This is a genomic window from Methanobrevibacter sp. (assembly GCF_030539875.1).
In the GTDB taxonomy this organism is placed as follows: Archaea; Methanobacteriota; Methanobacteria; order Methanobacteriales; family Methanobacteriaceae; genus Methanocatella.
The window spans coordinates 19,734-44,676 of record NZ_JAUNXI010000007.1 but is presented as its reverse complement, the minus strand read 5'-3'; the positions used below and the strand labels follow the sequence as shown (position 1 = coordinate 44,676).

General features: G+C 33.7%; 26 protein-coding genes and 2 tRNA genes. 6 read left to right on the top strand and 22 right to left on the bottom strand.

The features are described 5' to 3' along the window. The first annotated feature begins 75 nt into the window (after window positions 1–75). The 3 genes from xseA to Q4Q16_RS03890 all read left to right on the top strand — a co-directional run bounded on the left by xseA (window position 76) and on the right by Q4Q16_RS03890 (window position 1,798). Entirely contained in the window at window positions 76–1,332 is a 1,257-nt protein-coding gene (xseA, locus tag Q4Q16_RS03900; RefSeq protein WP_303346408.1) for an exodeoxyribonuclease VII large subunit, read from the top strand. Continuing rightward, complete coding sequence (xseB, locus tag Q4Q16_RS03895) at window positions 1,332–1,550, top strand: exodeoxyribonuclease VII small subunit (RefSeq protein ID WP_303346407.1); 219 nt, start codon at window positions 1,332–1,334, stop codon at window positions 1,548–1,550. Before xseA ends, xseB begins: the two co-directional genes overlap by 1 nt. A gap of 71 nt (window positions 1,551–1,621) precedes the next feature. Further along, window positions 1,622–1,798 (top strand): hypothetical protein, encoded by a 177-nt coding sequence (locus Q4Q16_RS03890; protein WP_303346406.1) that lies wholly within the window; start codon window positions 1,622–1,624, stop codon window positions 1,796–1,798. 125 nt (window positions 1,799–1,923) lie between these two features. Here Q4Q16_RS03890 and thsA read toward each other — a convergent pair whose 3' ends face one another. From thsA to Q4Q16_RS03825, 13 genes are all read right to left on the bottom strand, one after another. Continuing rightward, the gene (gene thsA / locus Q4Q16_RS03885) at window positions 1,924–3,534 is read right to left on the bottom strand and encodes a thermosome subunit alpha (protein WP_303346405.1); all 1,611 of its coding nucleotides are present in this window, start codon (window positions 3,532–3,534) and stop codon (window positions 1,924–1,926) included. 256 nt (window positions 3,535–3,790) lie between these two features. Then, the gene (locus Q4Q16_RS03880) at window positions 3,791–4,948 is read right to left on the bottom strand and encodes a hypothetical protein (protein ID WP_303346404.1); all 1,158 of its coding nucleotides are present in this window, start codon (window positions 4,946–4,948) and stop codon (window positions 3,791–3,793) included. Between the two features lie 230 nt (window positions 4,949–5,178). Continuing rightward, complete coding sequence (gene asd / locus Q4Q16_RS03875; protein WP_303346403.1) at window positions 5,179–6,228, bottom strand: aspartate-semialdehyde dehydrogenase; 1,050 nt, start codon at window positions 6,226–6,228, stop codon at window positions 5,179–5,181. Between the two features lie 9 nt (window positions 6,229–6,237). Next, complete coding sequence (gene dapB, locus Q4Q16_RS03870) at window positions 6,238–7,059, bottom strand: 4-hydroxy-tetrahydrodipicolinate reductase (RefSeq protein ID WP_303346402.1); 822 nt, start codon at window positions 7,057–7,059, stop codon at window positions 6,238–6,240. Window positions 7,060–7,071: 12 nt separating this feature from the next. Beyond that, the gene (gene dapA / locus Q4Q16_RS03865) at window positions 7,072–7,965 is read right to left on the bottom strand and encodes a 4-hydroxy-tetrahydrodipicolinate synthase (protein ID WP_303346401.1); all 894 of its coding nucleotides are present in this window, start codon (window positions 7,963–7,965) and stop codon (window positions 7,072–7,074) included. Beyond that, window positions 7,962–9,182 (bottom strand): aspartate kinase, encoded by a 1,221-nt coding sequence (locus tag Q4Q16_RS03860; RefSeq protein WP_303346400.1) that lies wholly within the window; start codon window positions 9,180–9,182, stop codon window positions 7,962–7,964. The genes dapA and Q4Q16_RS03860 overlap by 4 nt, the downstream gene beginning before the upstream one ends. A 265-nt stretch (window positions 9,183–9,447) precedes the next feature. Next, the gene (locus tag Q4Q16_RS03855; RefSeq protein ID WP_292825300.1) at window positions 9,448–9,645 is read right to left on the bottom strand and encodes a 30S ribosomal protein S17e; all 198 of its coding nucleotides are present in this window, start codon (window positions 9,643–9,645) and stop codon (window positions 9,448–9,450) included. Next, on the bottom strand, window positions 9,632–9,973 hold the full coding sequence (locus tag Q4Q16_RS03850; RefSeq protein WP_303346399.1) for a chorismate mutase: 342 nt from the start codon (window positions 9,971–9,973) through the stop codon (window positions 9,632–9,634). The genes Q4Q16_RS03855 and Q4Q16_RS03850 overlap by 14 nt, the downstream gene beginning before the upstream one ends. A gap of 177 nt (window positions 9,974–10,150) precedes the next feature. Further along, window positions 10,151–11,326, bottom strand: coding sequence for a succinylglutamate desuccinylase/aspartoacylase family protein (locus Q4Q16_RS03845; protein ID WP_303346398.1), 1,176 nt, complete (start codon window positions 11,324–11,326; stop codon window positions 10,151–10,153). Between the two features lie 47 nt (window positions 11,327–11,373). Beyond that, on the bottom strand, window positions 11,374–12,240 hold the full coding sequence (locus Q4Q16_RS03840) for a shikimate kinase (protein ID WP_303346397.1): 867 nt from the start codon (window positions 12,238–12,240) through the stop codon (window positions 11,374–11,376). Beyond that, on the bottom strand, window positions 12,240–13,322 hold the full coding sequence (locus Q4Q16_RS03835; protein WP_303346396.1) for a glycosyltransferase family 4 protein: 1,083 nt from the start codon (window positions 13,320–13,322) through the stop codon (window positions 12,240–12,242). Before Q4Q16_RS03835 ends, Q4Q16_RS03840 begins: the two co-directional genes overlap by 1 nt. Window positions 13,323–13,355: 33 nt before the next feature. Continuing rightward, a complete protein-coding gene (cbiD, locus tag Q4Q16_RS03830; RefSeq protein ID WP_303346395.1) occupies window positions 13,356–14,432 on the bottom strand; it encodes a cobalt-precorrin-5B (C(1))-methyltransferase CbiD in 1,077 nt (358 codons plus the stop codon). Between the two features lie 32 nt (window positions 14,433–14,464). Further along, window positions 14,465–14,728, bottom strand: a complete 264-nt coding sequence (locus Q4Q16_RS03825) for an MJ0307 family thioredoxin (RefSeq protein WP_303346394.1) — start codon at window positions 14,726–14,728, stop codon at window positions 14,465–14,467. 129 nt (window positions 14,729–14,857) lie between these two features. Here Q4Q16_RS03825 and Q4Q16_RS03820 point away from each other — a divergent pair, with 129 nt between their 5' ends. Beyond that, entirely contained in the window at window positions 14,858–16,936 is a 2,079-nt protein-coding gene (locus Q4Q16_RS03820) for a DEAD/DEAH box helicase (RefSeq protein WP_303346393.1), read from the top strand. Between the two features lie 13 nt (window positions 16,937–16,949). Here the strand turns inward: Q4Q16_RS03820 and Q4Q16_RS03815 are convergent, their stop codons facing one another. Both Q4Q16_RS03815 and Q4Q16_RS03810 read right to left on the bottom strand, forming a co-directional pair. Further along, the gene (locus Q4Q16_RS03815; protein ID WP_303346392.1) at window positions 16,950–17,246 is read right to left on the bottom strand and encodes a DUF2098 domain-containing protein; all 297 of its coding nucleotides are present in this window, start codon (window positions 17,244–17,246) and stop codon (window positions 16,950–16,952) included. Between the two features lie 16 nt (window positions 17,247–17,262). Beyond that, window positions 17,263–17,541 carry a PRC-barrel domain-containing protein gene (locus tag Q4Q16_RS03810; RefSeq protein WP_303346391.1) on the bottom strand — a complete coding sequence of 93 codons (279 nt, stop codon included), beginning with the start codon at window positions 17,539–17,541 and terminating at the stop codon, window positions 17,263–17,265. Window positions 17,542–17,645: 104 nt separating this feature from the next. On the opposite strand from Q4Q16_RS03810, the gene Q4Q16_RS03805 reads away from it, so the two are divergent. After that, window positions 17,646–19,310 (top strand): tRNA uridine(34) 5-carboxymethylaminomethyl modification radical SAM/GNAT enzyme Elp3, encoded by a 1,665-nt coding sequence (locus tag Q4Q16_RS03805; protein ID WP_303346390.1) that lies wholly within the window; start codon window positions 17,646–17,648, stop codon window positions 19,308–19,310. A gap of 53 nt (window positions 19,311–19,363) precedes the next feature. Continuing rightward, complete coding sequence (deoC, locus tag Q4Q16_RS03800; RefSeq protein WP_303346389.1) at window positions 19,364–20,092, top strand: deoxyribose-phosphate aldolase; 729 nt, start codon at window positions 19,364–19,366, stop codon at window positions 20,090–20,092. Window positions 20,093–20,233: 141 nt separating this feature from the next. Here the strand turns inward: deoC and Q4Q16_RS03795 are convergent. The 7 genes from Q4Q16_RS03795 to tes form a co-directional block, all read right to left on the bottom strand. Then, a tRNA-Phe gene (locus tag Q4Q16_RS03795) sits at window positions 20,234–20,306 on the bottom strand. Between the two features lie 3 nt (window positions 20,307–20,309). After that, window positions 20,310–20,381, bottom strand: a tRNA-Val gene (locus Q4Q16_RS03790). 156 nt (window positions 20,382–20,537) lie between these two features. Beyond that, a complete protein-coding gene (locus tag Q4Q16_RS03785) occupies window positions 20,538–20,738 on the bottom strand; it encodes a histone family protein (RefSeq protein ID WP_004033084.1) in 201 nt (66 codons plus the stop codon). 203 nt (window positions 20,739–20,941) lie between these two features. Continuing rightward, entirely contained in the window at window positions 20,942–22,219 is a 1,278-nt protein-coding gene (locus Q4Q16_RS03780) for a tRNA (N(6)-L-threonylcarbamoyladenosine(37)-C(2))-methylthiotransferase (RefSeq protein WP_303346388.1), read from the bottom strand. Window positions 22,220–22,231: 12 nt separating this feature from the next. Continuing rightward, a complete protein-coding gene (locus Q4Q16_RS03775) occupies window positions 22,232–22,852 on the bottom strand; it encodes an HVO_0476 family zinc finger protein (RefSeq protein WP_303346387.1) in 621 nt (206 codons plus the stop codon). Window positions 22,853–22,864: 12 nt separating this feature from the next. Beyond that, a complete protein-coding gene (gene hacB / locus Q4Q16_RS03770; protein WP_303346386.1) occupies window positions 22,865–23,350 on the bottom strand; it encodes a homoaconitase small subunit in 486 nt (161 codons plus the stop codon). Window positions 23,351–23,443: 93 nt separating this feature from the next. Beyond that, complete coding sequence (gene tes / locus Q4Q16_RS03765) at window positions 23,444–24,943, bottom strand: tetraether lipid synthase Tes (RefSeq protein WP_303346385.1); 1,500 nt, start codon at window positions 24,941–24,943, stop codon at window positions 23,444–23,446.

The window sequence follows — 24,943 nt, the reverse complement described above, 5'->3', positions numbered from 1 at the left end:
AAAAATAGACCACTCATAAGAAAATTGTATTAATTATAAACAACATACTAACACTATTGATTTTAAGGTGAAGAAATGGAAAAAGAAACTTATACTGTATCTCAGATTAACGCCTACATTAACAAAAAATTGAAATTTGATTCAAATCTGAAAAATATTCTTATTAAAGGTGAAATTTCCAACTATAAAGAATATCCCAGCGGACATAGCTATTTCACACTAAAGGACGAAAAATCAAAAATCGATGCAGTGATGTTTAAAGGCAATAAAGACAGATTCCTTAAGTTTAAACCTGAAAACGGAATGAAAGTGATAATAAAGGGCAAAATTGAAGTTTATGAAAAAAACGGAAACTATCAATTATATGCCACTAAAATGACAGAGGACGGAGAAGGAAATTTGCACCTTGCTTTTGAACAGCTGAAAAAAGAACTTTCACGAAAAGGATTATTTGATGATTCCCATAAAAAAGAAATACCCAAATATCCCAAAAGAATCGGAGTTGTTACAGCACAGACAGGCGCTGCAATTAGGGACATTATTACAACCATAAAGAAAAGATATCCGATTTGTGAAATATTGATTTTTCCAACATTAGTTCAAGGAGACCTGGCCGCCCCTCAAATCGTAAAGCAGATCAATCATGCTCAAATCTCTGATATCGATACATTAATTGTTGGCAGAGGAGGAGGCAGCATTGAGGATTTATGGCCGTTTAATGAAGAAATTGTTGCATATGCGATTTATAACTGTAAAGTTCCAGTGATAAGTGCGGTAGGCCATGAAATCGACTTTACAATATCTGATTTTGTAGCTGATAAAAGAGCCCCCACACCAACAGGAGCTGCGATGATTGCTGTTCCAGACATAAACAGTGTTAAAAATAATGTAATCCAACTTTCAAACAGGTTAATCAAGAATATGAACAATGAGATTGTGCAAAATAAAACTAAGTTAAAGCACATTTCCAAAAAACAAATCTTTAAAAATCCCGAATCGATTTATGAAATCAAGAGCATGAGTTTGGACAATTTAGTCAGCAAATTGAACTATGTATCAAAAAGCATAATCAAGGACAATAAAACAAAATTATCCAATTTGGAAAACTCAATTATAATGAAAAATCCCATCGAAATAACAAAATCAAAAAGGGAAGCATGTTTAAGAAATATTGAAAAATTAGAAATTTTAAACCCTCTTCTGACATTGAAAAGAGGTTATACGTTAGCAAAAAGCAATGATAAAGTTGTCTCTTCTGCAAAAGATGTTAAAAAAGGAGACAAGCTTGATGTTGAATTTAATGACGGAACAGTAAATACAAAGGTGATATAATGGAAAATTTAAGTTTTGAAGAAAGTCTGGAAAAATTAGAAGAAATTGTTGATAAACTAGAAACTGGTGATGTACCATTGGATAATGCAATTGATGAATTTAACAAAGCTATGAAATTAGTAAATATTTGTAATGAAAAATTACAGGTTGCAGAAGAATCAATTGCCAAAATAGTTAAAGAAAACGGGGAAATTTTAGATTTCAACCCTTGCGAATAAAATTGTTAATCCAACCGGATTAATTATTAATTTTTTTCTGCTCTTTTAGATAATTTAAAATAAGTGCAGTATTGTATGATGTTGATATATGCCATTACATCCAAATTCTAAAGGATATTAATACCATTGCCAGATTATTAAATCATGATATCGTAAACAACAAGTTGAAAATTTTAAATCAATTTGAAGTGAGCTGCATTCATCAATTATGCAGTTACCTGCATCATGGATTTTTAGGTTTATCATGAAAAATCCCGATGTTGAAAATTAATTAATTCACATCTGAATTTTAGAGATGAATTAAAAATAAATCTATCAAAATAATTATAAAAAAAATAAAAAAAGAAAAGAAATTATATAAATTTCTTTAAACTTACATCATTGGAGGCATTCCGCCCATTGCGGAAGGATCCATACCCATATCTTCAGGGCCTTTAGTGGACGCAATTACATCATCGATTCTTAAAATCATTTCAGCTGCTTCAGATGCAGATTGGATAGCTTGTTTTTTGACACGTTTTGGTTCAATTACACCAGCTTCTTTCATATCAGCAACTTCACCAGAGAATACATCTAATCCCATGTAGTGAGAGGATTCTTGAGCTGCTCTTAAATCTACTAAAGAGTCAATGCTGTCTAAACCTGCGTTTTCAGCTAAGGTTTTTGGTACAACTTCTAAAGCTTCTGCAAATGCGTTTACAGCCAATTGTTCTCTTCCAGAAATGGATTCTGCGTAGTCTTTAAGTTTTTTAGCCATTGCGATTTCAGGAGCTCCTCCACCAGCTACAACTTCATCATCTTCTAAAGTAGCAGCTACAACACCAATAGCATCTTCAATTGCTCTTACAATTTCATCAACAATATGTTTGGTACTTCCTCTTACGAATAAGGTTACAGATTTAGCTCCGCTGCATTCTTCGACAAAGATCATTTCTTCACCAGAGATTTTTCTTTCTTCAACAAGGCCTGCTACACCTAAGTCATCAGCGGTTAAGTCATCTAAGTTGGTGATAACATTAGCACCAGTTGCTCTGGATAATTTTTCAATGTCTGATTTTTTAACTCTTCTTACAGCTAATACGCCTGCTTTAGACAAGTAGTGTTGTGCTAAGTCGTCAATACCTTTTTGTGCGAATAATACATTTGCACCAGCAGCAACGATTTTATCTACCATATCTTTAACCATTTTTTCTTCTTGTTCAATGAAAGCTTGCATTTGAGCAGGATCAGTGATTCTGATTTCAGCATCAACTTCAGTTTCTTTAACTTCTAAAGGAGCGTTAACTAATGCGATTTTTGCATCGTTGATTTTAGCTGGCATTCCAGGGTGTACTCTTTCCTTATCTACAATTACACCTTCAACTAAGTTGGATTCTTCAACAACAGCTCCATCTTTTTTCTCGATTTTGATGTTATCAGTGTCAACTTCACCATCTTCAGCAACAGCTTCTACTGCATCAACGATTAATTTTGCTAATGGTTCACGTGCTGCTTCAGTTCCTTTACCAGTCATAGCAGTCATAGCCACTTTAATTAAAATTTCAGAGTCCACATCATCAATTGCGATTTGGTCTAAAATTTCTTGTGCTTTTTCAGCAGCTTTTCTGTATCCCATAGCTATGATAGTTGGGTGAATGTCAGAGTCAAGTAAAGTTTCGGATTTTTTTAATAATTCACCAGCAATGATTACTGCAGTAGTAGTTCCGTCTCCAACTTCATCTTCTTGAGTTTTTGCTACTTCTACAAGCATTTTTGCTGCAGGATGTTCAATATCCATTTCTTTTAAGATTGTAACACCGTCGTTGGTTACTACAATATCTCCGAGTCCGTCGACTAACATTTTGTCCATTCCTTTTGGACCTAAAGTAGTTCTTACTGTTTCAGCTAATACTTTACCAGCTAAAATGTTATTTCTTTGTGCATCTCTGCCGACAGACCTGTTAGTACCTTCAGGTAAAATAAAAATTGGTTGTCCTTGTGCCATTAATAATCACCTTTTTTCTATTTATAAATAATTAGATCAGTTTAATAATCAACATATGAGAATAAGTTATAGTGTTGACAAAACCTTTCTACATAATAAATGAGTTTAAGGTTATATAAATACTTTATGGTATAAAATAAATTAAGGTAAGAAAAAGATAATCCCCCCAGCATAGGTAAAAAACACAAATACAATAGGGAAATTTAATTGGAATTTGCAAACAGAAAATTGAAATAAAAAAAGAAAAAATAGATAATTATCTACCTTGCTTTTTCTCTAGCCTGAAAGGAGGAGTTGTTTCTTGAGTTTCATAAGCATCTTGTTCTTCTTGAAGCTCATTAAAGAATGCGTTAATCTCTTCCAATCTTTTAATTTTATCGCCGGTTCTTGCAAGCTCATTTTTAAGAGTAAGATAGTCTTCACGAGGAACTGTTTGTTCTTTTAAATGGCGAAGTTCATTGTCCCTTGCATTAATTTCTGATTCGAATTGAGATTGAAGAGCAACATAATCTTCTTTAGGAATTGATCTTTCTTTTAAAAACTCCAATTCGCTATTACGGGCTGAAATTTCATTTTTAAGTCTTGTTTCAAGATTAATATACTCGTCTTTAGGGATAGTATTTTCTTTTAGGCTGTTAATCAGATTATTTAAATTTTTAATTTCAGAGTCGAACTTGAATTTAAGGTCATCATAATCTTTTTTGGGAATTGAATCTTGTTTTAAACTGATAATTTCTGCATCCATTGCATTGATTTCGGATTCAAACTGAGTTTGAAGAGACATGTACTCGTCTTTAGGGATAGTTTGTTGTTTTAGAACATCTAACTCTGAATCTCTTTTATTAATTTCACTATCTTTTATTAGAACCTCGTTGCTTTTAAGTTCAAGCTGCTTTTCAAGTTCCAAAATTTGAGTTTGAGATTCAACATTATTTTCAAGTTTAATAACTTTAATTTTATACTCGTCAATAACTCTTGAAAGGGAATTGATTGTAGCTTCTTTCTCAGCAATAGTTTTATAAGACTCTGTTAATCTTTCATTTACTTCAGCTAACTCTTTTTTCTTATAATCCCATAACTGTTCAGCAAAATATTCTTTAATTTCATCAAGAGAATTGTTGACATAATCTAATTCATAAATTCTGTCCTCCTGATTTTTAATTAAAATATCTTTTTCGTCAAGCTGTTTTTTCAAAAGATTTATTTCATCTTCCGCTTTAAATTTTATAACAGAAACTTCCTTTTCTTTATCAACAATGCTTTTTTCGAGTTCCCTAATCCTTTGCGGAGTGTTGTCATTAGCCCTTTCCACTTCAAGCCTAGTTAAATCATATTTTAACTCATTAATCTCCAATAAGGAAAATCGAATTAAAGATTGTAAGATATCTTTCTCATCATCAATTCCTTGTTCCATTCTATCCCTTAGTTTAAATTTTATCCCAATATCAAATTCAAATTAATAATTTTTTATGAATTTGAAAACTGTTATATATTGCACAATATAATTCCTTAATGATAATTATTAATTTTATACTATTTAAATTAAACCCTTAAATTAACTTAAAAATAAAACTAAAACAAATAAGAAAACAGAACGGAAAAATAAAAAATTTTAAAAAAAAAAGAAAAAATAAAATGATAAAATTAAAGTATTTTATCATTAATCAATTCCGCATTTAATATAGATGCACCGGCAGCACCGCGAACAGTATTATGTCCAACAAGAACATATTTAAAGCTATTGTCAAATGCTTGGTCTTTTCTTAATCTGCCAACAGTAACTGCCATACCATTGCTGGCATTTCTATCCATACGTGGTTGTGGTCTGTCATTTTCATCTTTAACAACGACAGGATTTTCAGGAGCTGAAAACAAATTAAGTTTTTGTGGCAATGCCTTGAAGTTTGCCATTTTACTTTTAACATCATCAATGTCAAACTCATCATCCAATTCAACAAATACTGCTTCAGTATGACCATCAACAACCGGAACCCTATGACAAGAAGCGCTTAATTTGAAATTTGCATTAGTAACTTCCGCACCGTCATAAGAACCTAACAGGTGAAGTGTTTCAATTTCCATTTTTTCTTCTTCACCGCCAATATAGGGAACAAGATTATCAACAATAGCCATTGATGGGACCCCGTTGTATCCTGCACCGGATACTGCCTGCATGGTTGATACCCTGATTGAATTTACATTAAAATTATCAACAATCGGTTTTAATGTTAAAGTCAATGCAATAGTTGAACAATTAGGATTAGTTACAATAAACCCGTCCCAGTTATTCTCCTTTTGTTGAGCATCGATCATGTCCAAATACTCCGGATTTACTTCAGGAATTACCAAAGGAATATTTTTTTTCATTCTGTGTGCGCTAGCATTACTTGCAACAACATAGTCATGAGCAAAGTCTTTTTCGACTTTAGCTGCAAATTCTGTTGGAAGAGATGAAAATACAATATCCACATCATTATCCATATCATCAGGATTAGTTTCACAAACAACAATGTCTTTAACAGATTCAGGCATTTCATTATCCAAATACCAGGTAGTAGCATCCTCATATCTTTTACCTGCAGAACGGGAAGATGCTGCTAATGCTGTAATTTCAAAATCAGGATGATTTTCAAGCAGTTGAATAAATCTTTGACCAACCATCCCGGTTGCACCAAGTACACCTACATTTACCATATAATTCACCTATTCCAAACCTAATACATCATTCATACTGCTCACAGTACCTTTTTGTGCAGTAGGCACATATCTTATAGCCCTAATTACGCCTGCAATAAATACTTCCCTGGTATGAGCCTGATGTTTAACTTCCAATCTTTCACCTTCGCCCACAAACATTACTGTGTGGTCTCCGACAATATCTCCGCCACGAATAGCATGAACTCCAATTTCTTCAGGAGTTCTTTTTCCAACCAATCCGTTTCTTCCAAAAATTCCAACTTCTTCAGGATCCCTATCTAATTCTTTTGCAATTACTTCAAATGCAGTCATCGCTGTTCCTGAAGGAGCATCAGCTTTTTGATTGTGATGGGCTTCAATAATTTCAATATCATAATCATATAATAGAGGAGCAAGTCTTTTTAATGTATTGAAAAACACATTAACCCCTATAGCCATGTTTGATGAGATAACAGCACCCACATTGTTATCTTCGACATTTTTAATGTTCAAAGCCATCTGTTCATCACTAAAACCGGTAGTTCCCACAACAATATTTACTCCACAAGAAGTAGCTACCTTAATTGTTTCAACAGCAGCCGGAGCAATAGTAAAATCAACCAATACTTCAGCACCAGAATCCTTTAATGCTTTTTCCAAGTTTTCAGACCCGACTATTTCAACACCAAGTTCGTCAATACCTGCCTGAAGACCTGCATCTTTGCCTGCAAAAGGAGTTTCTGGTCTCTCAATAGCTGCAACTACTTCCATATCATCTTGTTCAGTAATTCTTTTAATAATACCAGAGCCCATTCTTCCAGCAGCCCCAGTTACTGCTACTTTAATCATATTATTACCCATTTAAATTAAATTAGAATCTTTTAATGCTTTTTTAAGAATTTCTAAGTTTTCTTCTTTCATATCACATAATGGCTGTCTTAACGGTCCTGAAGGAAGACCCATTAAACCCATTGCTGTTTTTACAGGAACAGGATTGCTTTCAATGAAAAGAGCCCTTATCAATTCCAACATTTCATAGTGAAGTTCCAATGCTCTTGTATAATCATCATTTAAGATGCTGTCAACCATTAAAACCATTCTTTTAGCATCAATATTTGCTGATGCACTAATTACACCTGTACCTCCAACTGCCATAATCGGCAAAGTTAAAGAGTCTTCACCTGAGAGAATATTGAATTTGTCTTCAAGACCTTCATGACAAAGAGCCCTGTAAATATCTGACACTTTATCAACACTTCCACTTGCTTCTTTAATAGCATCTATACCGTCAATTTTAGCAAGTTCAACAGCAGTATCCACTTCAATATTGCATCCGGTACGTGACGGAACATTATATACGATAATTGGAATATCGCAAGAATTCGCAATATCCCCATAATGTTTTATTAAAGCGTGCTGCTGCGGTTTATTATAATATGGAGTAATCAACAAAGCACCGTCAGCACCGACATCACAAGCATGTTTAGTGAGAGATAAAGCTTCGGATGTGGAATTACTTCCTGTTCCTGCAATAGCATCAACCCTGCCATCAACTTCATCTACTAAAACTTCGATGACTTTCTGATGTTCATCGTGACCCATAGTAGCGGATTCACCGGTAGTTCCTGCACCAACTAAACCATTTACTCCCAAATCAATCAAATAATTGATATTTGATCTAAAACCTTCTTCATCAAAAGTTCCCTCTTTCGTAAATGGAGTGACCATTGCAACATATGTTCCTTCAAAATTCATTCTAAAACCTCTTTAATTAATTCATGAGCTTTTTCACCATCTTCCCAATCAACAAATACAACAATCGCTGTTTGTGATGAAGTGATTTCTAAAATATTGATGTTATTTTTTCTAAGCGGTTCGGTAACATCAGATATGATGCCTGGAGTTTCGATAATGTCCGGACTGACAAAAGTTATCATGGCTGTATCTCTTCCAAGTGATAAAGAACTTAAAACATCCGTATCAACTACCAGCTGATGCAATAAGTAATATGCTTTATTAGAATCGGATTTATTTACAAATACAGTAATTGAATTTTGACCTGCAGATATACCGAAAATATTAATGCCTTCATTGGCGAGGGCAGTAGTTAAACTAGCCATCAAACCAACTTTTTTAAGCATTGCTTCTCCCACAATAGCTATAAGTGAAATAGGTTCCTTATAAAGGGTAACGCATTTTAGCATTTCACCTTCAAAAGGCCCCACAATACGAGTTCCCTTTGAGGTCAAATCCCCGTTTTCAAAATTAATAATTTTTGCACTTATTAATGGATCTTTATATTTTAATGCATGAGGATGTAAAACCTGTGCTCCATGAGTGGCCAAGTCCCTTAATTCCTCAACAGATATGTCATCCAGTAATTCGGCATCCTCAATTTTATTAGGATCAGTTGACATTACTCCATCAACATCAGTGACAATGACAACTTCATTTGCATCTAAACAATGCCCCATTAAAAATGCGGTGATATCACTTCCGCCTCTTCCCAAAGTTGTAATTTCCCCACTAGGACCTTTTCCTAAAAATCCGCAGATAACCGGTACAACACCCTGATTAACAAGACGTTTAATTCCATCAGTTTTCTTGTGAGTGGTATTCAAATCTATTTTTGCATCTAAAGAATTGGAATCAGTTATGATTGGCCATAATTCATTATAAGGATCAACAAATTCAGACTTTACACCTAAAGATTCAATAGTTGCTGAAAACAATCTAGCACTAGTTAATTCTCCCATAGCCATAATTTCTGCCTTCTGCTTATCAGTCATGCTTCCTCCAATAGCATCATTGGATAATCCAATGAGCTCATCAGTGGTCTTGTTAACAGCTGAAACTACAACTACTACTTGATTGCCTTTCATATACTCATTTACAACGGACTGTGCCGCTTTTTTAATCCTGGAACCATCACCTACCGAGGTTCCACCAAATTTTACTACTATCAAATCCATTAAGTTCACCTATTTCTTAAAAAATTCATTGAAATTATGTCAAAATATCAATTATAAAATATCCATATATATTTTTATCTAACCATATTAATAAACTTTATAAAATAAACGGGACTGTCAGAAAATTGTGTGATTTTTTTCTTTTTTGTTTTTTATAAACCCTCAACTTATTTTAAAAGAAATATTTTAGAAAAAAATCCAAAAAAAGTTTAAAATTAAAAAATAATTAAATAAAAAAAGAGTAATAGAAAATATGAAAAAAAGCTTAGTCTCTGGTTTGTTCTAACCTTACAAGCCTAGTTACATATCCTGCAATTTTATTTCTTAAATGTTTAGTACTTACAGTAGAGTATTCTTGTACTAATTTTTTGTTTTCTTCAAAATCAGTAGTGAAAACACCTTTGTGAGTTTCAATAAGTTCTTTTGCTAAACGTTTAACAAATGAAGTTCTAATATTGCCCATCAACATTCCTCCTTAAAATTCCTTTTTGCTCATTTTTATTTAAAATAGTCAACATGGTAACTATTTGATCAATAATATCAACATCAAGATTTTTTTCTTCAGACAATCGCTTAATCTTTTCATGAACAGCTTTTTCTCTAGATTCATCAAAAATAGGCATTCCAAGATAATCTTTAGAAAGAGCTATATTTTTTGCAAGAGCAGTTCTCTGAGAAATCAAATCGAATAATTGACTATCAATTTCATCAATAGATTTTCTTGATTTTAGTAGAAGTTCTTCAGCTTCTTTTTTACTTTTAAAAGATTTAATTTCATAACTTCTATCCAAAAAATCACCAAATTGATAATAATGATAATAATATAAGTTATGATTAACCTAGTATATAAACTATATGATTAATTGACTTTGGACTCTTTCAAAAATATGTATGATTTTATCATTAATGGTCCAAAATCCTGCACTGCCATTAGAAATTAAAAATAAAAGAAATATGAAAAAATTTATTCATATTATTGAATTAAATTTTAAAAAATATTTCATCATATTATACGAAGTATTAATTGTTTTTGCAGATACAGTATTGTGTTTAATCATTACTTCGCAGATAACTGATGTAATTTTTTTCTTATTAACCATTTCAAATAATGACCCTGGGTATTTCTCACCGGCATATTTGTAAACTTTCTGATTCACCTTACAGGATTTGGCAATGTAATTTGTAAGTGTTGCACTTTTTGATGCAGGACCTTTAGATCCCATCACAATATTCTTTCCAGGAACACCACCAGGTTTTGTAGTGTGAAAATCACCATATGAGTCACATTTATATTTAACAACCAAATTAACAATTTTATTAGGTATAGTGCCCGATTTAGAAGCTATACGATTATAATCCTTGTCTGTGAATCTAACTTTTTTAGAAATTGCTTTGACATTGACGAATGGCATTATGTAGACAGTTCCCTTAATCGGATTATCAGTTAAATGACTAATCATCTTCATTGCCGCAACAATAGAAGACAATTCATTGCCGTGAACACCTGCAGTCATAAAAACAACTTTTCCTTTTCCACCGGTAAACGTCAATAATGGAATACCGTTTTTAGTTGCTGCAACAGCTTTTTTTACCCAAACATTATTAGGCATGTTCTTTTTAATCAGCGCAACTTTAGAAACATCCCCTTTAAGACCCCACTTTAAAATAGAAAGTGAAATCTTATTTTTAACTTTATAAGAGTTGTTTCCGCTTACATTATCAACTTGATAATTGATTATATAATTTCCAGCCTGACAATTAAGGGTGAAAGTAACCATACCATTCTCATCTGTTAATCTTTCAATAGTCTTTTTATTGAGAGTGACGGCTACAGCCTTTCCGGGCATCGGCTTTCCGAATTGATCAAGAACTTTAACAGTATATTTGGCAACAGTTCCATAAGTCGAAGTGACATGTTTTGTAATAACTTTATCCACCCTAGGACTGTCATTAACTGTTGGAGTTGAATTGTCCGAAGTGTCATTTTTAAAAGAAGCGCCATTATCATCAGTTGTAGAATTATCTGAAGATGAAGTGTTATTGTTTGCTACCACTACAGGAGTATTATCCTGCAATACACCCATATCACCAGTTCCGGTTGTATTGGAAAGGGATATGTTTTCAGATGCTGAAACAACTGACAAGCTACATATTAAGCCAAAAAGTAACAGCAATATAAAATATCTTTTTTTCATAATATCTTACATCCTACGTTATCAGTTTTTGTCTCTATTACCATACCTTCATATTTATTCCATGCATATTTAATATTATCGATTGAATCATCACCTGCAACAGCTACAAAAGAAGAACCTGTTCCGGATAAACCTGATGCAATAGCTCCAGATTCAATTGCATCAATAGCTATTGATGAATTAAATCCCAGAGCTGCCGAATATATCAGTCCGTTTAAAGTTAATGCTTTAAAATAATCCTTATTGCGTGCAAACTCAAAGGCTGTTTCTACTAATGGTGCCAATAATTTCATCCTATTTTTATTCGAATCTCCTGATTTTGAGCAATAATCAGGCATGTAAACTAAAATGGAGTATTCCCCCATCTTTTCTTTAATGATGAATTTTCTATTAACATTATCAGTTACCACAACTCCCCCAAAGTAAGAAGCAGTAGCATCGTCAAATGAACCGGTTATAGTGACTCCTGCTTTTAATGATGCATCAATTGCCATATTAATAATATCCAAATCATCTAAAGGTTTCAGATTGAATTCTTCAGATATGATTGAAGACGTGGCTTTAACAATGGCATTGGATGATGCGCTGCTGCTGGATAAACCTGATGCCATTGGCAGCTTTGATTTTGTTTTTAAATCGATTCCAAATTCGGATTCATCAATGCCATAATGGTTAAAAACATCTTTAACGCAGATTTCCATTAATCCAGTGTCTGCACCGACATCATTTGAACATTTTATAGATTCATTTGTTGTTTTAGCAACGCATTCAATATCAAGACCTATGCCGAATGCGGAACCAAAACCTGTTGCAATAGCGTTAATTATTGTGGCGGAACCTGGGGATCTAACAATTTTTTTCATTAATCAACCTCATCATAAGGAATTGTAACTTCAGAAAAATCAATTGCCCTATTTCGAGCATTAAGTGATAAAGCCAATCTAAGTTCATCATCATCAATAATGGTATCGATTGCTTTTGATATAGAAGAAATTTTATTTGGATTAACAAGCAGACCCACATCATCATTAATTATTTCACTAATTCCCCCAACATCACTTCCAATGACAGGTTTTCCACATGCTAATGCTTCGATTAAAACCAACCCGAAGCTTTCTGAAAATGACGGCAAAATCAGCACGTCACAGCTCGGAATAATATTTTCAATATCATCTCTAGAACCTGTGAAAATCACATCATGAATGTTTTCCTCTTGCACTTTTTTGTTTAATCTCTTAAATAGCGGCCCATCACCAACAATAACCAAATAATAATCACTTTCAGATACCTTTTTTGCTTCCAATAGAGACTCTGCATTTTTTCTTTTAATTAAATTACCTACAAAAAGAACGATTGGTTTATCATCCAGTTTATTTTCTTTTTTAAAGGAATCATTTTCTTTTGGCGAAAATTTATCGATATCAACAGAGTTCCAGGAAATTTTAGTTTTATTTGCGATTCCAGCAACTCCTGTTGCAATAACTTCATGTTTCAAGGCATTGCTTACAACAAAAACACCGTCTGCATCTCTTAGAACTTTTTTAAGTAAAAATCTGAGTAACGGCTGTTTTTTATATACTTCAAACATGTCAGAACCATGTGCAGTAACATATGTTTTGATTCCGTGTTTCTTTCCAACTTCAACAGCCGCTGCACCTGCGGGAAACAAATAATGCCCATGAATAATATCAATATCCTCTTTTTCTAAAAGATTTTCTAAAGCTTTTTTTGCATTATTCTTAAACATCAGCCCCCGAATACCTGGAAGATTTATTCCTTTAGTTCCTATAACATGAATTCCGTCAATGTCCTTAATATCTTTGTGAGGATAGGTGATTACGTAAACTTCATGACCTTCTTCAACTAATTTTTTTGACAAGGTATGAATATGAACTCCAACACCACCTACATGAGGAGGGAATTGGCCTACCATAGCTATTTTCATAAAATTAAACTCCAAATTGATTACTATATAATATTATATAATAAAATTATTGTTTAAATAATTACCTTCCATATCCACTAAGATAACAGTCAAATCCAAATCAAAGCGTTGCATGCATCTATCATGAATAGCAAGAGCAATACTATTTGAAACTTCAAGAGAAACTCCAAGTTCATCTAAAATAGACATCATATCATCAGTGGTTTTTGAATCAAATAATTTTTGAAGATTTTGCTTATCGACACCGCATAAAGCGGCATGAGTAACCATTATTTCACGTCTGCCGTCAGCAACAGCATGCTTGGTATCGAAAATGCCTCCGGCAACTTTGATTAGCTTGCCTATATGGCCGAAATAAATGAATTTAGTGATTCCCCGTTTGACGGCTTCCTCAAACATGAAACCAACAAAATTACCTGTTTGAATAACCTGCTCTCCTGTAATGTTCAATTGCTTTAATGCTAACTTTTCTCCGATATTACCAGGGACAAATACCAAATCGGAAATGTTTGAAGCGATTGCAACGTCAATTTGTGTAACGATTGAATTTTTATATGCTTCACTGGACATTGACCTTGCAATTCCAGTAGTTCCAAGAATAGAAATTCCCCCGACAATTCCCAGTTTGGGATTCATGGTTTTTTTAGCTATTTCCTTTCCCTTAGGAATAGAAATTGAGATTTTAGCAACTTTTCCTTCAGGGACTTTATCTGACAGGTTTTTGACAATCATACTTTGAGGCACAGGATTGATTGCATAATCTCCAATGGGAATCTGAAGACCCGGCTTTGTAATTATTCCAACGCCCTCCCCTCCGGTAATGACAACATTGGATTTTTCACCAGTTCTGTCAAATAATTCAACAGCGGCAACAATGTCCAAATTGACAGTTACATCCGGATCGTTATACGGATTTTTATGAGCTACTGCATAAGCCTTATTTTGAGAAATAGTTTTGCACTCGTCAATTAAGATGTCCAGCACATCTTTTGGAGTTTCAACTCTAACACAGACAATGTCGGGAGCGCCTAAAATTGCATCTAATGCTGCAAGAGAACATGCAGTTGCTATAGTGCCGGTGGTTACACCAGTATAATTATCATTTGTCATTTTAATTAAAAAGAATAAAAAAAAGAGAGAATCTATAACATAGATTCTAATTTTTCGATAAGTTGGGATTCGGTCGGTGCGCCGACAAAGGCAACCTCACCATCAATTATAATAGTGGGTACGGCCATGATTTGATAATCAATAGCCCTTTGTCTATTTTCCATACTTTCATCGATTTTTACTGATTCCACATCAATTGCATCGCCAAATTTATCTTTAGCCTTCTCAGCGACTTCAATAGCGACAGGGCAATGTGGACATGAATTGGTTGAAAATACTTCTACTTTAATTGTCATTATAAATTCTCCTATTTTACATTAATTTGTAACTATTTTAATAATTAGTAATATATAATTGTTACTTTTAAAAAATGGTTTCAAATGCTCTCTACAAATATTTAATATAAATAAAAAAAATAAGAATAAATGATTAAAATGGAAAATTTAGATACTGATATTAAAAAAATAATCAATAGCGCTTATCCATATATTAAAGACTTTAATCCTGCTCAAAAAGCAGTGATTGAATCAGGATATTTGGAGGATGATTCAAATTACATAATTTCAATACCCACTGCAAGTGGAAAAACCATTTTAGGAATATTGCCTGCTTTAAAAACAATATTAAATAATGGGAAAGCGGTTTATGCAGCTCCTCTTCTTTCGATTCAAAATGAAAAAATTAAAGAATTTAAAGCATTTGAAGAAAATGGAATTAATGTGGGAAAACATCCTTCCAGCGCAGATTTATCAGTTATGGTTTTTGAGTCATTTGATGCCCTTACAAGATTTTCCTGGAATACTCTAAGAGATGTGGATACCTTGATTATTGACGAATTCCACATGATCGGTGAATATACAAGAGGTCCGACACTTGAAGCCGCAATAACAAGAGCAAAGATAATAAATCCGAAAATGAGAATTATCGCTCTTTCGGCCACTTTGAAAAATATCGAAGAAATTGAATCTTGGCTTGAAGGAACCTGCGTGGAGCATGATTACAGGCCGGTTCCATTACACAAGGAAGTATTAGATGCGGAAATGTTTAATACAAAAAATAAAAATGACGTAATAGTCAAGATTGTTGAAAAAGCAATTAAAGACAAATCACAGGCACTGGCGTTTGTTTCAACAAGAAGGTTTACTGAAAGCTTAGCAACATATGTTGCAAAGAAAATCAATAAAAAAATAAACAAAAAACAGAGAAAAAGATTTAAGGAAGTTTCCGATAAGCTATTGGAAGTTCCAAAGAAAAAAGGATCACTTCCAACAAGCACATGTTTGAAACTGGCGGAAGCCGCTGAACTTGGCGTTGCATTCCACCACGCAGGTCTTTTTAATGAACAAAAGGAAATAATTGAAGATGAATTTAGAAAAGGAAACATTTTAATGATTACTGCAACTCCAAGTTTGATGTATGGAGTTAATTTGCCATCAAAAACTGTTGTAATCAGAGATCACACCCGCTGGACCAATAACGGACCTCAGCCGATACCTGTTTTTGATTATGAACAGATGTCAGGAAGAGCCGGAAGGCCCCAATATGACGACGTGGGGTATTCTTATATCATTGCAAAAACAATGGAAGAAGCTCAAAACTTAGAAGAGTATTATGTTGAAGGAGATGTTGAACAGACAAACTCAAAATTAGTTGACAATAAAGATGCAATTTACAAACAGATTATTGCCCAAATTGCTTCTTCCTTATCTAAAAATTTAGATGAGCTTACAGATTTCTTTAAAAAGACTTTTTATGGTTATCAAATGAGCAATAATCCTTCAATGGGAACATTTGCAGAGTATAGTTTAGTATATGAACTTGAAAGCGCATTGGAATTTTTACTTCAGAACGGAATTATCAGAGCCACACCAGAAGGATTTAAAACCACTGATTTTGGTAATTTAATTGCCAAATCCAATTATGCTGTTGAAACTGCAGTTAAAATTAAGGAATACATTTCAGGCATTGATGAAATTAATGTTGAAGAGTTTATTTATGCACTCTCCGAAACACCTGACCTGCCATTAATAAGCTTTAAGGGAAGAAAATCAAAAGATCCAGTACGTGACAAACTATCAGAATCAGGTTTATTTGCCGTTGACATTGGAAACCCTGAAGCAACTACTGTTTCATTAATTGAATGGATTAATGAAAGAAGCGAATATGAAATAGAAAATAAGTACAATGTTTATTCCGCCTCCACAAGAAGATCAGCTTATGAAGCATCACGGCTTGTGAAATTTGCAAAAAACACTTCAGAAGTTCTTGGAAATTATTCCAATTTAAAAGACTATGATTTACTGTCTGCAAGACTGTATTACGGAGTTAAAACAGACATCATTCCTCTGGTCGTTGGCGTTAAAAGACTCGGTAGAAAAAGAGCAAGGAATCTTGTAAATATTTTTGGAAATGATTTAAGCAATGTTTCAGAAAATGAACTGCAAAAGGTTGAAGGCATCGGTCCTAAGCTTGCCGAAAAAATAAGTTTATTTGTAAAAAATTAAAAAATGGAGGATTTTAACCTCCACCATTACAAGCATCGCTGGATAATTCCAGTTCTTCGAAGTTCAAGGCTTTGTCTTTTAAGTCTTCAACATCTACTTTCTTACCGTCAGCCCAAGAGCCTTTTTTAATATCCTTTTCTCCCAATAACTCAACACGATTTGACTGATACCACAAACCAGTTTTATCTAGTTTAACCCATTCAACACCGTCAGTTATCTTTTCATCAATAACTTGGCCCAATGTTCCGGTATCAACATACCTTACATGAGAATCAAGAGATATTTGCATATTTCTTGCATCTAAAGCCATTTAAAACACCTTGTGTTTAATCTTCATCGTCAATTTCTATTTCAACAGTTTCACTGGATTCTTCTGTTTCTTCTTCTTTAGGGATCTCCTTGTTTAAGATAACATAAGCACCGATAGTCTCAATATCGTCGAAATTAATTTCAAGTTCATCTTTAGAGAAGATGTTATTTTGTAAAGTCAAAGTAACGGTTTCAATTTTACCAGATGCAACATCAAAATCCATATTGCTTACTTTACCAACTTCGTATGCGTTTTTATCCAAAACAACGGATCCTAAAAATTCTTTAATTTGCATATTTATCACCTACGATACTTTTCTACATGATTATATATAAATCATTAAATATTTAAATACAACCACAATATAAAATTAACTATTAGTTAATGAGGTTAGAAATAATGGAAAAGGCATGCAGAACCATAATTGAAGATATTCTTAAGGGCAAAATATCCACCCGGCGCGAGCTTGAAGTTGGAAAAAGACAACTCTGCCGTGATTTAAAGTTATCTAAATTTATGAGCAATGCAGACATATTGGAATTTGCAAAACCAGAGGAAAAAGAAATTGTTTCCGGAATATTGAAGAAAAAACCGACTAGAACAATGTCTGGAGTTGCAATTGTCGCTGTAATGTGTCATCCCCACAAATGCCCTCATGGAAGATGCTTTTACTGTCCCGAAAGCGATATTGCTCCTCCAAGTTATACCGGTGAGGAACCGGCAGCACTTAGAGGAAGAATGTATGAATATCACCCGTACATCCAATGCTTCAATAGATTAAAGCAGCTTAAAAAAATAGGACATCCCATTGATAAGGTGGAACTGATAATCATGGGAGGGACATTCCCTTCTAGAGATTTGTGTTATCAGGAATGGTTTGTTTCACAATGTCTAAAAGCAATGACTGATTTCGGTTTAATTATCGAAAATAAACCTGCCAACTATGAATACAACTTAGATTACGATGAAATCCGATCTTTTGAAACAGGAGTTTTGAAAACTTATCCTCCAAATGACTATGTTTTGATTAGCGATGTTCAGAGCGCTAATGAAAACTCAAAAGTCAGATGTGTGGGAATGACCTTTGAAACACGTCCTGACTATTGTAAAAAAGACCATATTAACAGAATGCTTGATTTTGGAGTGACAAGAGTTGAACTTGGCGTTCAAACATTATCAGACGAATTATATAAAAAGATAAAAAGAGGCCATACAATAGCAGATGTTATTGAAGCAAATCAGCTTTTAAGGGATTCTGCAATTAAAGTTGCAATGCACATGATGCCAGGTTTGTTTTCAGATGAAAAACAGGACCTGAAAATGTTTAAACGGTTGTTTAGTGATGATAGTTTTAAACCGGACATGTTAAAGATTTACCCCTGCCTCGTTACAAAGGGAAGTGAATTGTATGATTTATGGGCCGAAGGCAAATATGCTCCATATACTGATGAGGAAGCAGTTGAATTAATCGTTAAAATCAAAAAAATTCTTCCAAAATGGGTCAGAACAATGAGGATTCAAAGAGACATACCGTCAACATTAATTGAAGCCGGAGTTAAGAAATCCAATTTGGGGGAACTCGTATACAATAAATTAGATGAAGAAAACATTAATTGCAAATGTATACGCTGTCGCGAAATCGGCCACAAGAAAACAAACAAGGAATATTCTTTAGATGATTTCGATTTATTTAAGGAATCTTATGCTGCATGCGAAGGTGTTGAAAACTTTTTATCTGTTGAGGACATTAACGAAGAAAGCATTGCCGGATTTTTAAGATTGCGTTTTCCATCAAAAAATCATTTTAGAGAAGAGATTGGTGAGAAAACCGCTCTTGTAAGAGAACTGCATGTTTATGGAAATATGATTAAGATAGGAGGCAGGAATCCTAAAGTCGGTCAGCACACCGGATTTGGTGAAAAACTCTTAAAAGAAGCTGAAAACTTAGCTGCCGATAACGGATATGAAGATATAGCCATAATAAGTGGAATCGGAACCAGAAATTATTATCGTAAATTCGGTTATGAAAAGCTTGGACCATATATGGCTAAAAAGATTATATGAAAATATTTAAATATAATGTTCGTATAAATACTAACTAATTAGAGTGTGATACAATGGTATACAATATAAAAAATTCAAAGGAACTGGCAAGTTTAATAAATTACACTAACTTAAACAATATAATTACTGAAAGTGAAATGAAAGAATTTCTTGAAAACGCAAAAGAGGCAAACTTCAATGCAGTAGTTGTCTCACCGACTTACGTTGCCCTTGCAAAAGAAACTTTAAAAGACACATCCATTAAAGTTGGAAGCGTAATAGGATTCCCCTTAGGTTTCGAAACTACTGAAGCCAAAGTGGCTGAAGCAAAATCCCTACTTGACAAAGGCGCAGAGGAATTCGAAATGGTTCTTAATTTAAGCCATTTGAAAGATGAAAAATATGAACTGATTGAAGATGAAATCAGACAAGTAAAAGATGCCGTTGGAGATAAAATCCTAAAGGTGATTATTGAAACCAAAGCCCTAGAAGATTATCAAAAAGCCAATGCGTCTAAAGCGGCTGAAAAAAGTGGTGCAGATTATATAAAAACAGCTAGCGGTTTTGTCTCTCCGAATCACATTTTTGAAAATGTCAACGACATCAACATTATTCAAAAATATGCTCCTAAAATAAAAATTGAAGTCGACGGCGGAATCAACAATTATAAATTCGCTAACCAGATTTTAACTGCAGGAGCAGACAGAATTGGAAGTGACCAAGGTTGTGAAATCGTTAAAGCATATAAGGAATTAAGAAAAAATACGAAAGTAACACCAAAACCAATCACAATAACCAAATAACTTTAAAAAAACCACATCACCATCCAATCTCTTTTTTTAATGAAATTAGAATCTTTTTTATATTATTCAGTCACTACGGTAAAAAATAACATTAAAAATCAAATGTTAAAATTAAAAACAGAAAAAATAGTTAAAAGGTAATGCCATGGGCCGGACTTGAACCAGCGACATCTAGATCTTCAGTCTAGCGTTCTCCCATCTGAACTACCATGGCATATGGACCGAACGAGATTCGAACTCGTGATCTCCTCCACGTCAAAGAGGAATCATACCCCTAGACCACCGGTCCTACACAACATATTATAATTTATTAAAAGTAATATATAAAGTTTTCTCAGTTGAATAGAACTAGTAGTAAATAATTAAAAAATAAAAAAATTGACCAAGAAAATGGCCAATAGATTTTTATCACTTAAAGCTCTATAAAAATAACGAATTAGAAAATCTATTTGATTGCTAATTTGATATCTTCAGCTTTTACAGTTTTTCTACCAGCGTGGCGTGCGAAATTTACAGCTTTTTGTGCAATTGCGTCACCTTTTTCTTCTAATGCTTCAGCTAATGCAATTTTTGCATCATCACTAATTCTTTGTGCGCCAGCATTTTTTAAGATACGACCGACTGGTGCGATTGGTAATTCACTCATAATGACACCTCCAATTAAAAGATAGTACACAATAGTATATAAAGGTATCGGTAAAAATGCCTATATTCGCCCCATATTATAACTTATCACTTATTAGAATATACTTTTAAAATCAGAAAAATAATATAAGCATTATAAAAAAATTAAGGTTAAACATATCAATAATAAAAAAAAGTAGGATAAATAAAAAAAATAAAAAAATATTATTCCAATAACTGACTTTTAAGGTAAGTGGAGGTAGCTTCAGTAATTTTTACTTTAACACAAGTTCCCAATTTAGCATCATCAACAATCACTGGAATATAAGAATCAGTTTTAGCAATAAATCCTCCTTTAGAACCTTTTTCAACAACAAGAACCTTTTGAACAGAACCGACCAGATCCTTGTTTTCTTCTTCAGTTATTTTAGATTTAATTTCTGATAGCAATTTTGATCTTTTCTTCATGACCTCATGGGGAATTTCAGGAAGTGAAGATGAAACTGCACCCTTTCTATGCTGATATTTTGACAGATGAATCAGACTCGGTTTTATATTTTCAAGAAGTTCAATGGTTGATTTGAAATCATCATCAGTTTCTGTTGGATAACCAACAATAATGTCTACTGCCAATGTCAAGTCAGGAATTTCCTTTCTGAATTTAGAGACAACATCAAGATACTGATTTACAGTATGGCCCCTCCTCATGTCAGACAAAACCTTATCACTTCCGCTTTGAACGGGCAAATGTATGAAATCATATACCTTCGGATGTTTCATCGCGTCAATAATTTCGTCAACATCATTTAAAATATTTTTAGGATGCATCATTCCAACACGGATGCGGAAATCACCATCTAAATTAGCCACTTCTTTGATTAAATCAGATAGCTTCTCGCCGCTGTCCCGGCCAAATGCTGCAGTGTCCTGAGCTGTGAGCTGAATTTCACAGGCACCATTTTCAATAGCTTTTCTTGCTTCTTCTTTAATATCTGCAATAGGATAGCTGTTTAAAGGACCTCTGGCAAAACGAGTGCAGCAGAATGTGCATACGCCCAAACAACCTTCACATATTTGAATGATATGAATCAGACCATCGTCAACAAGTTTAGGAACATTCACTTTAGATTCCTTTGAAAAACCATATTCGCGAACAACATTTCCGCAATAAGTGGCCTCAACAATCTTTGCAGATTTATTTAATTGATGCGGACCTATCCATGAACAGTCAGGAGCGATTTTATCTAATTTTTCAGCATCAATCTCAACCATACATCCTCCAATGATTATTTTTTTATCAGGAAAATCTTTTTGAAGTTTCTGGATTCTGTAAGTGATTTTGTTTTCGGTAGGCAACTTTACATAACATGTATTTACGATAATGACATCTGCCTTCTCAATAGAATCCACAATATCAATTTCATTTTCCTGCAAAATACCTGCTATAATCTGCCCATCGGCTTTATTGAATGTGCAGCCGTAAGATTCAATATATACTTTCATTGTATTTTCTCACTAGGAAGTTTTTTTAAATATGTCTTTAGTTAAATCATAATCGAAATTGTTGAATTTAACAGGTTTTGAATAGACTCTTTTTATTACTCCAGCTTTAGCAAAGCCGGATGTTAATTTTCTATCTTGGGTTTTGATAACATGAACCTTAACGATGTGTTTGTCGATTTTAACAACATCGCCTGGAGCTATTTCAAAATCCCTGTCCAAATCCAATTTATAAGAATCAACTTCACCGTGCAAATCTACTGAAAACCCGATACGTGCAGGAATTTCTGTAGAATTAGCCCAGATAGTATTGATATCCTCAATTTTTGATTTATTGACTCTTTTATCTCCGACTTCAATACTTGTTACTTCAACCTGACCCAGATTTGAAAGCAGCACATCTCCAACTTTCAATTCATCACTAGGAGACAAATCAATAGTGGTTTTATGAGATTTGCCCTGCTCTGAAATGATCATCCTGTATGATTTGGGTTTTTTTGCAGAAAAAATATCCTTAAAAACATGATTGCAATCCTCACATTTCAATAAATATTCTTCCATGAGTTTTTTCTTCGAAGACTTTTGTTTTGAATTTAAAATTTCAATATTATAAGAACCGCAAATTGGACATTCCATTTTTATGCCTCCTTAATCTGATTCATTTAAATAATGGTTAACCAGACCACCATCTTCCAAAATATCTAACATGAATTCTTTAAATGGTTCAAAAGTTTTTTTATCACCGGTTGTTTGGTTAATTAAAATCCCCTGTGACAAATCAATACTTATTTCATCCCCGTCTTTAGCTTCAATATCGCTAACAATGACCGGAAGACCAATATTAATTGCATTTCTGTAAAAAATCCTTGCAAAAGATTTTGCAACGATTGCACTAACACCCGCAGTTTTAATAGCTACAGGAGCCTGTTCTCTTGAAGATCCGCATCCAAAATTTTCATCAGCAACAATGATATCTCCCTGCTGAACATTTTTTGTAAAATCCGGCCTTTCCCCTTCTAAAACGTGTTCTGCCAAATCCTGAGGATTGAATGTTCTTAGATACCTTCCAGGAATAATTACATCGGTATCAATATTTTCCCCAAAAATCCAAGTTTTTCCTTTTATAATATTCATGAATATCCCTAATAAAATTGATTTTAAAAAAAATGAGTATTTGGATTTCATCCAAATACAAAATTAAGTTAAGGTGATTTAAAGATTAAATTATTATTTTTTTAAAGGTTTTGAGAATTTCTTTTCAACACTTTGACGGTAAATTGAATTCATAGTACAGAATGGAATGATTCTGCCGTCAGGAGTTGCATAATGAATAACACATTTTTTAACTCTGTCTGTGTCAAAGTTGAACGGGTCCATGAAATGCATACATGAGATGAGCATTGCATCTTTGGAAAATTCTCCTAAAGCATCATATGACCTTTTAGTAAAGACATTTAATAAAATTTTAGCAATGTCCAAATTTTCAGGAGCTCTGCCAGTATGGACCAGTTTAGGAAGGCTTTTGGTTGCACTTGCTAAAACTCTTTTGCGGGCTCCGAATTTACCTTCAATAAGTTTATCTGCATATCCATCTAATTTTTCAAATAAATCTTCAACATCAACAAAGTGGGTAATTGGAATTAAGTTATCTCTACCGGACCCTTCGGTTTTTTCCCTGAATACATATGTACCTACACCGCAATGCTGGTGGCAGTTTAAGGTAACCTTAGGTTTATCATCTCCATCCAAAGCAGATATGAATCTTGCAACTGGCTCAACTGCAGACGGAGGGTAAAAATCGGTAGTTTTAACTTGTCCGTTGGTCTGGTCTTCTATGATTTGGACAAAATCAGGAATTGTAATTCTTTGAGCTTCAACCTGATCGGCAGGTGTTCTTCCAGAAAATGAAACAGGCTGGAAGTTAACACCATAGACAATATCATTATTGTCAAATGCAAACTTAATAATATCTCCAATCTGATGGTCATTAACACCTTTAATCAAAGTAGGAACGAGGACAATACCCAAACCCGCTTTTCTACAATTTTCAATAGCTTCTAATTTAAATGGAAGCAAATCCTTACCTCTATTATTGATATATGGTTCAGGAGTCACTCCGTCAAAAGCAAGATAAACTGTATTTAATCCCGCTTCTTTTAAATCTCTAGCCAAATGTTCCCTTTTAGCCAATCTGATACCATTGGTAGCAATTTGAACATGTGTAAAACCTTCTCCCTTAGCCATTGCAATAAGTTCTACAATGTCCTTTCTTACAGTAGGCTCTCCACCGGCATACTGAATTGCAGGAGTCGGACTAGGTTTTAAATTCCTTAAGTTTTTAAGCATTTGTCTGATTTCATCTTGGCTAGGTTCGCACAGATAACCTGCAGCTGCAGCATTAGCAAAACAGACAGGGCATCTTAAATTGCACCTGTTGGTTACATCTATTAATCCCAAAACAGTTGAAGTTTCATGTTTTGAACATAACCCGCAGTTATCAGGACAACTGGCATTATCCTCAACACAAGGATTTTCAACAGAAGCTACTGATGGGATGTAATTATCCGCACGATAATATAAATCATCATCGCCCCAATAAGTATTAATGAACTCGCCGTGCTCTTCGCAGGTTTTTTTAATGAAAACTTTACCATTTTCATCGAAAACCTCAGCACTGAGTGGTTCACCACAATCTGGGCATAAACTTTTAGTATCTTTTATTTTCAA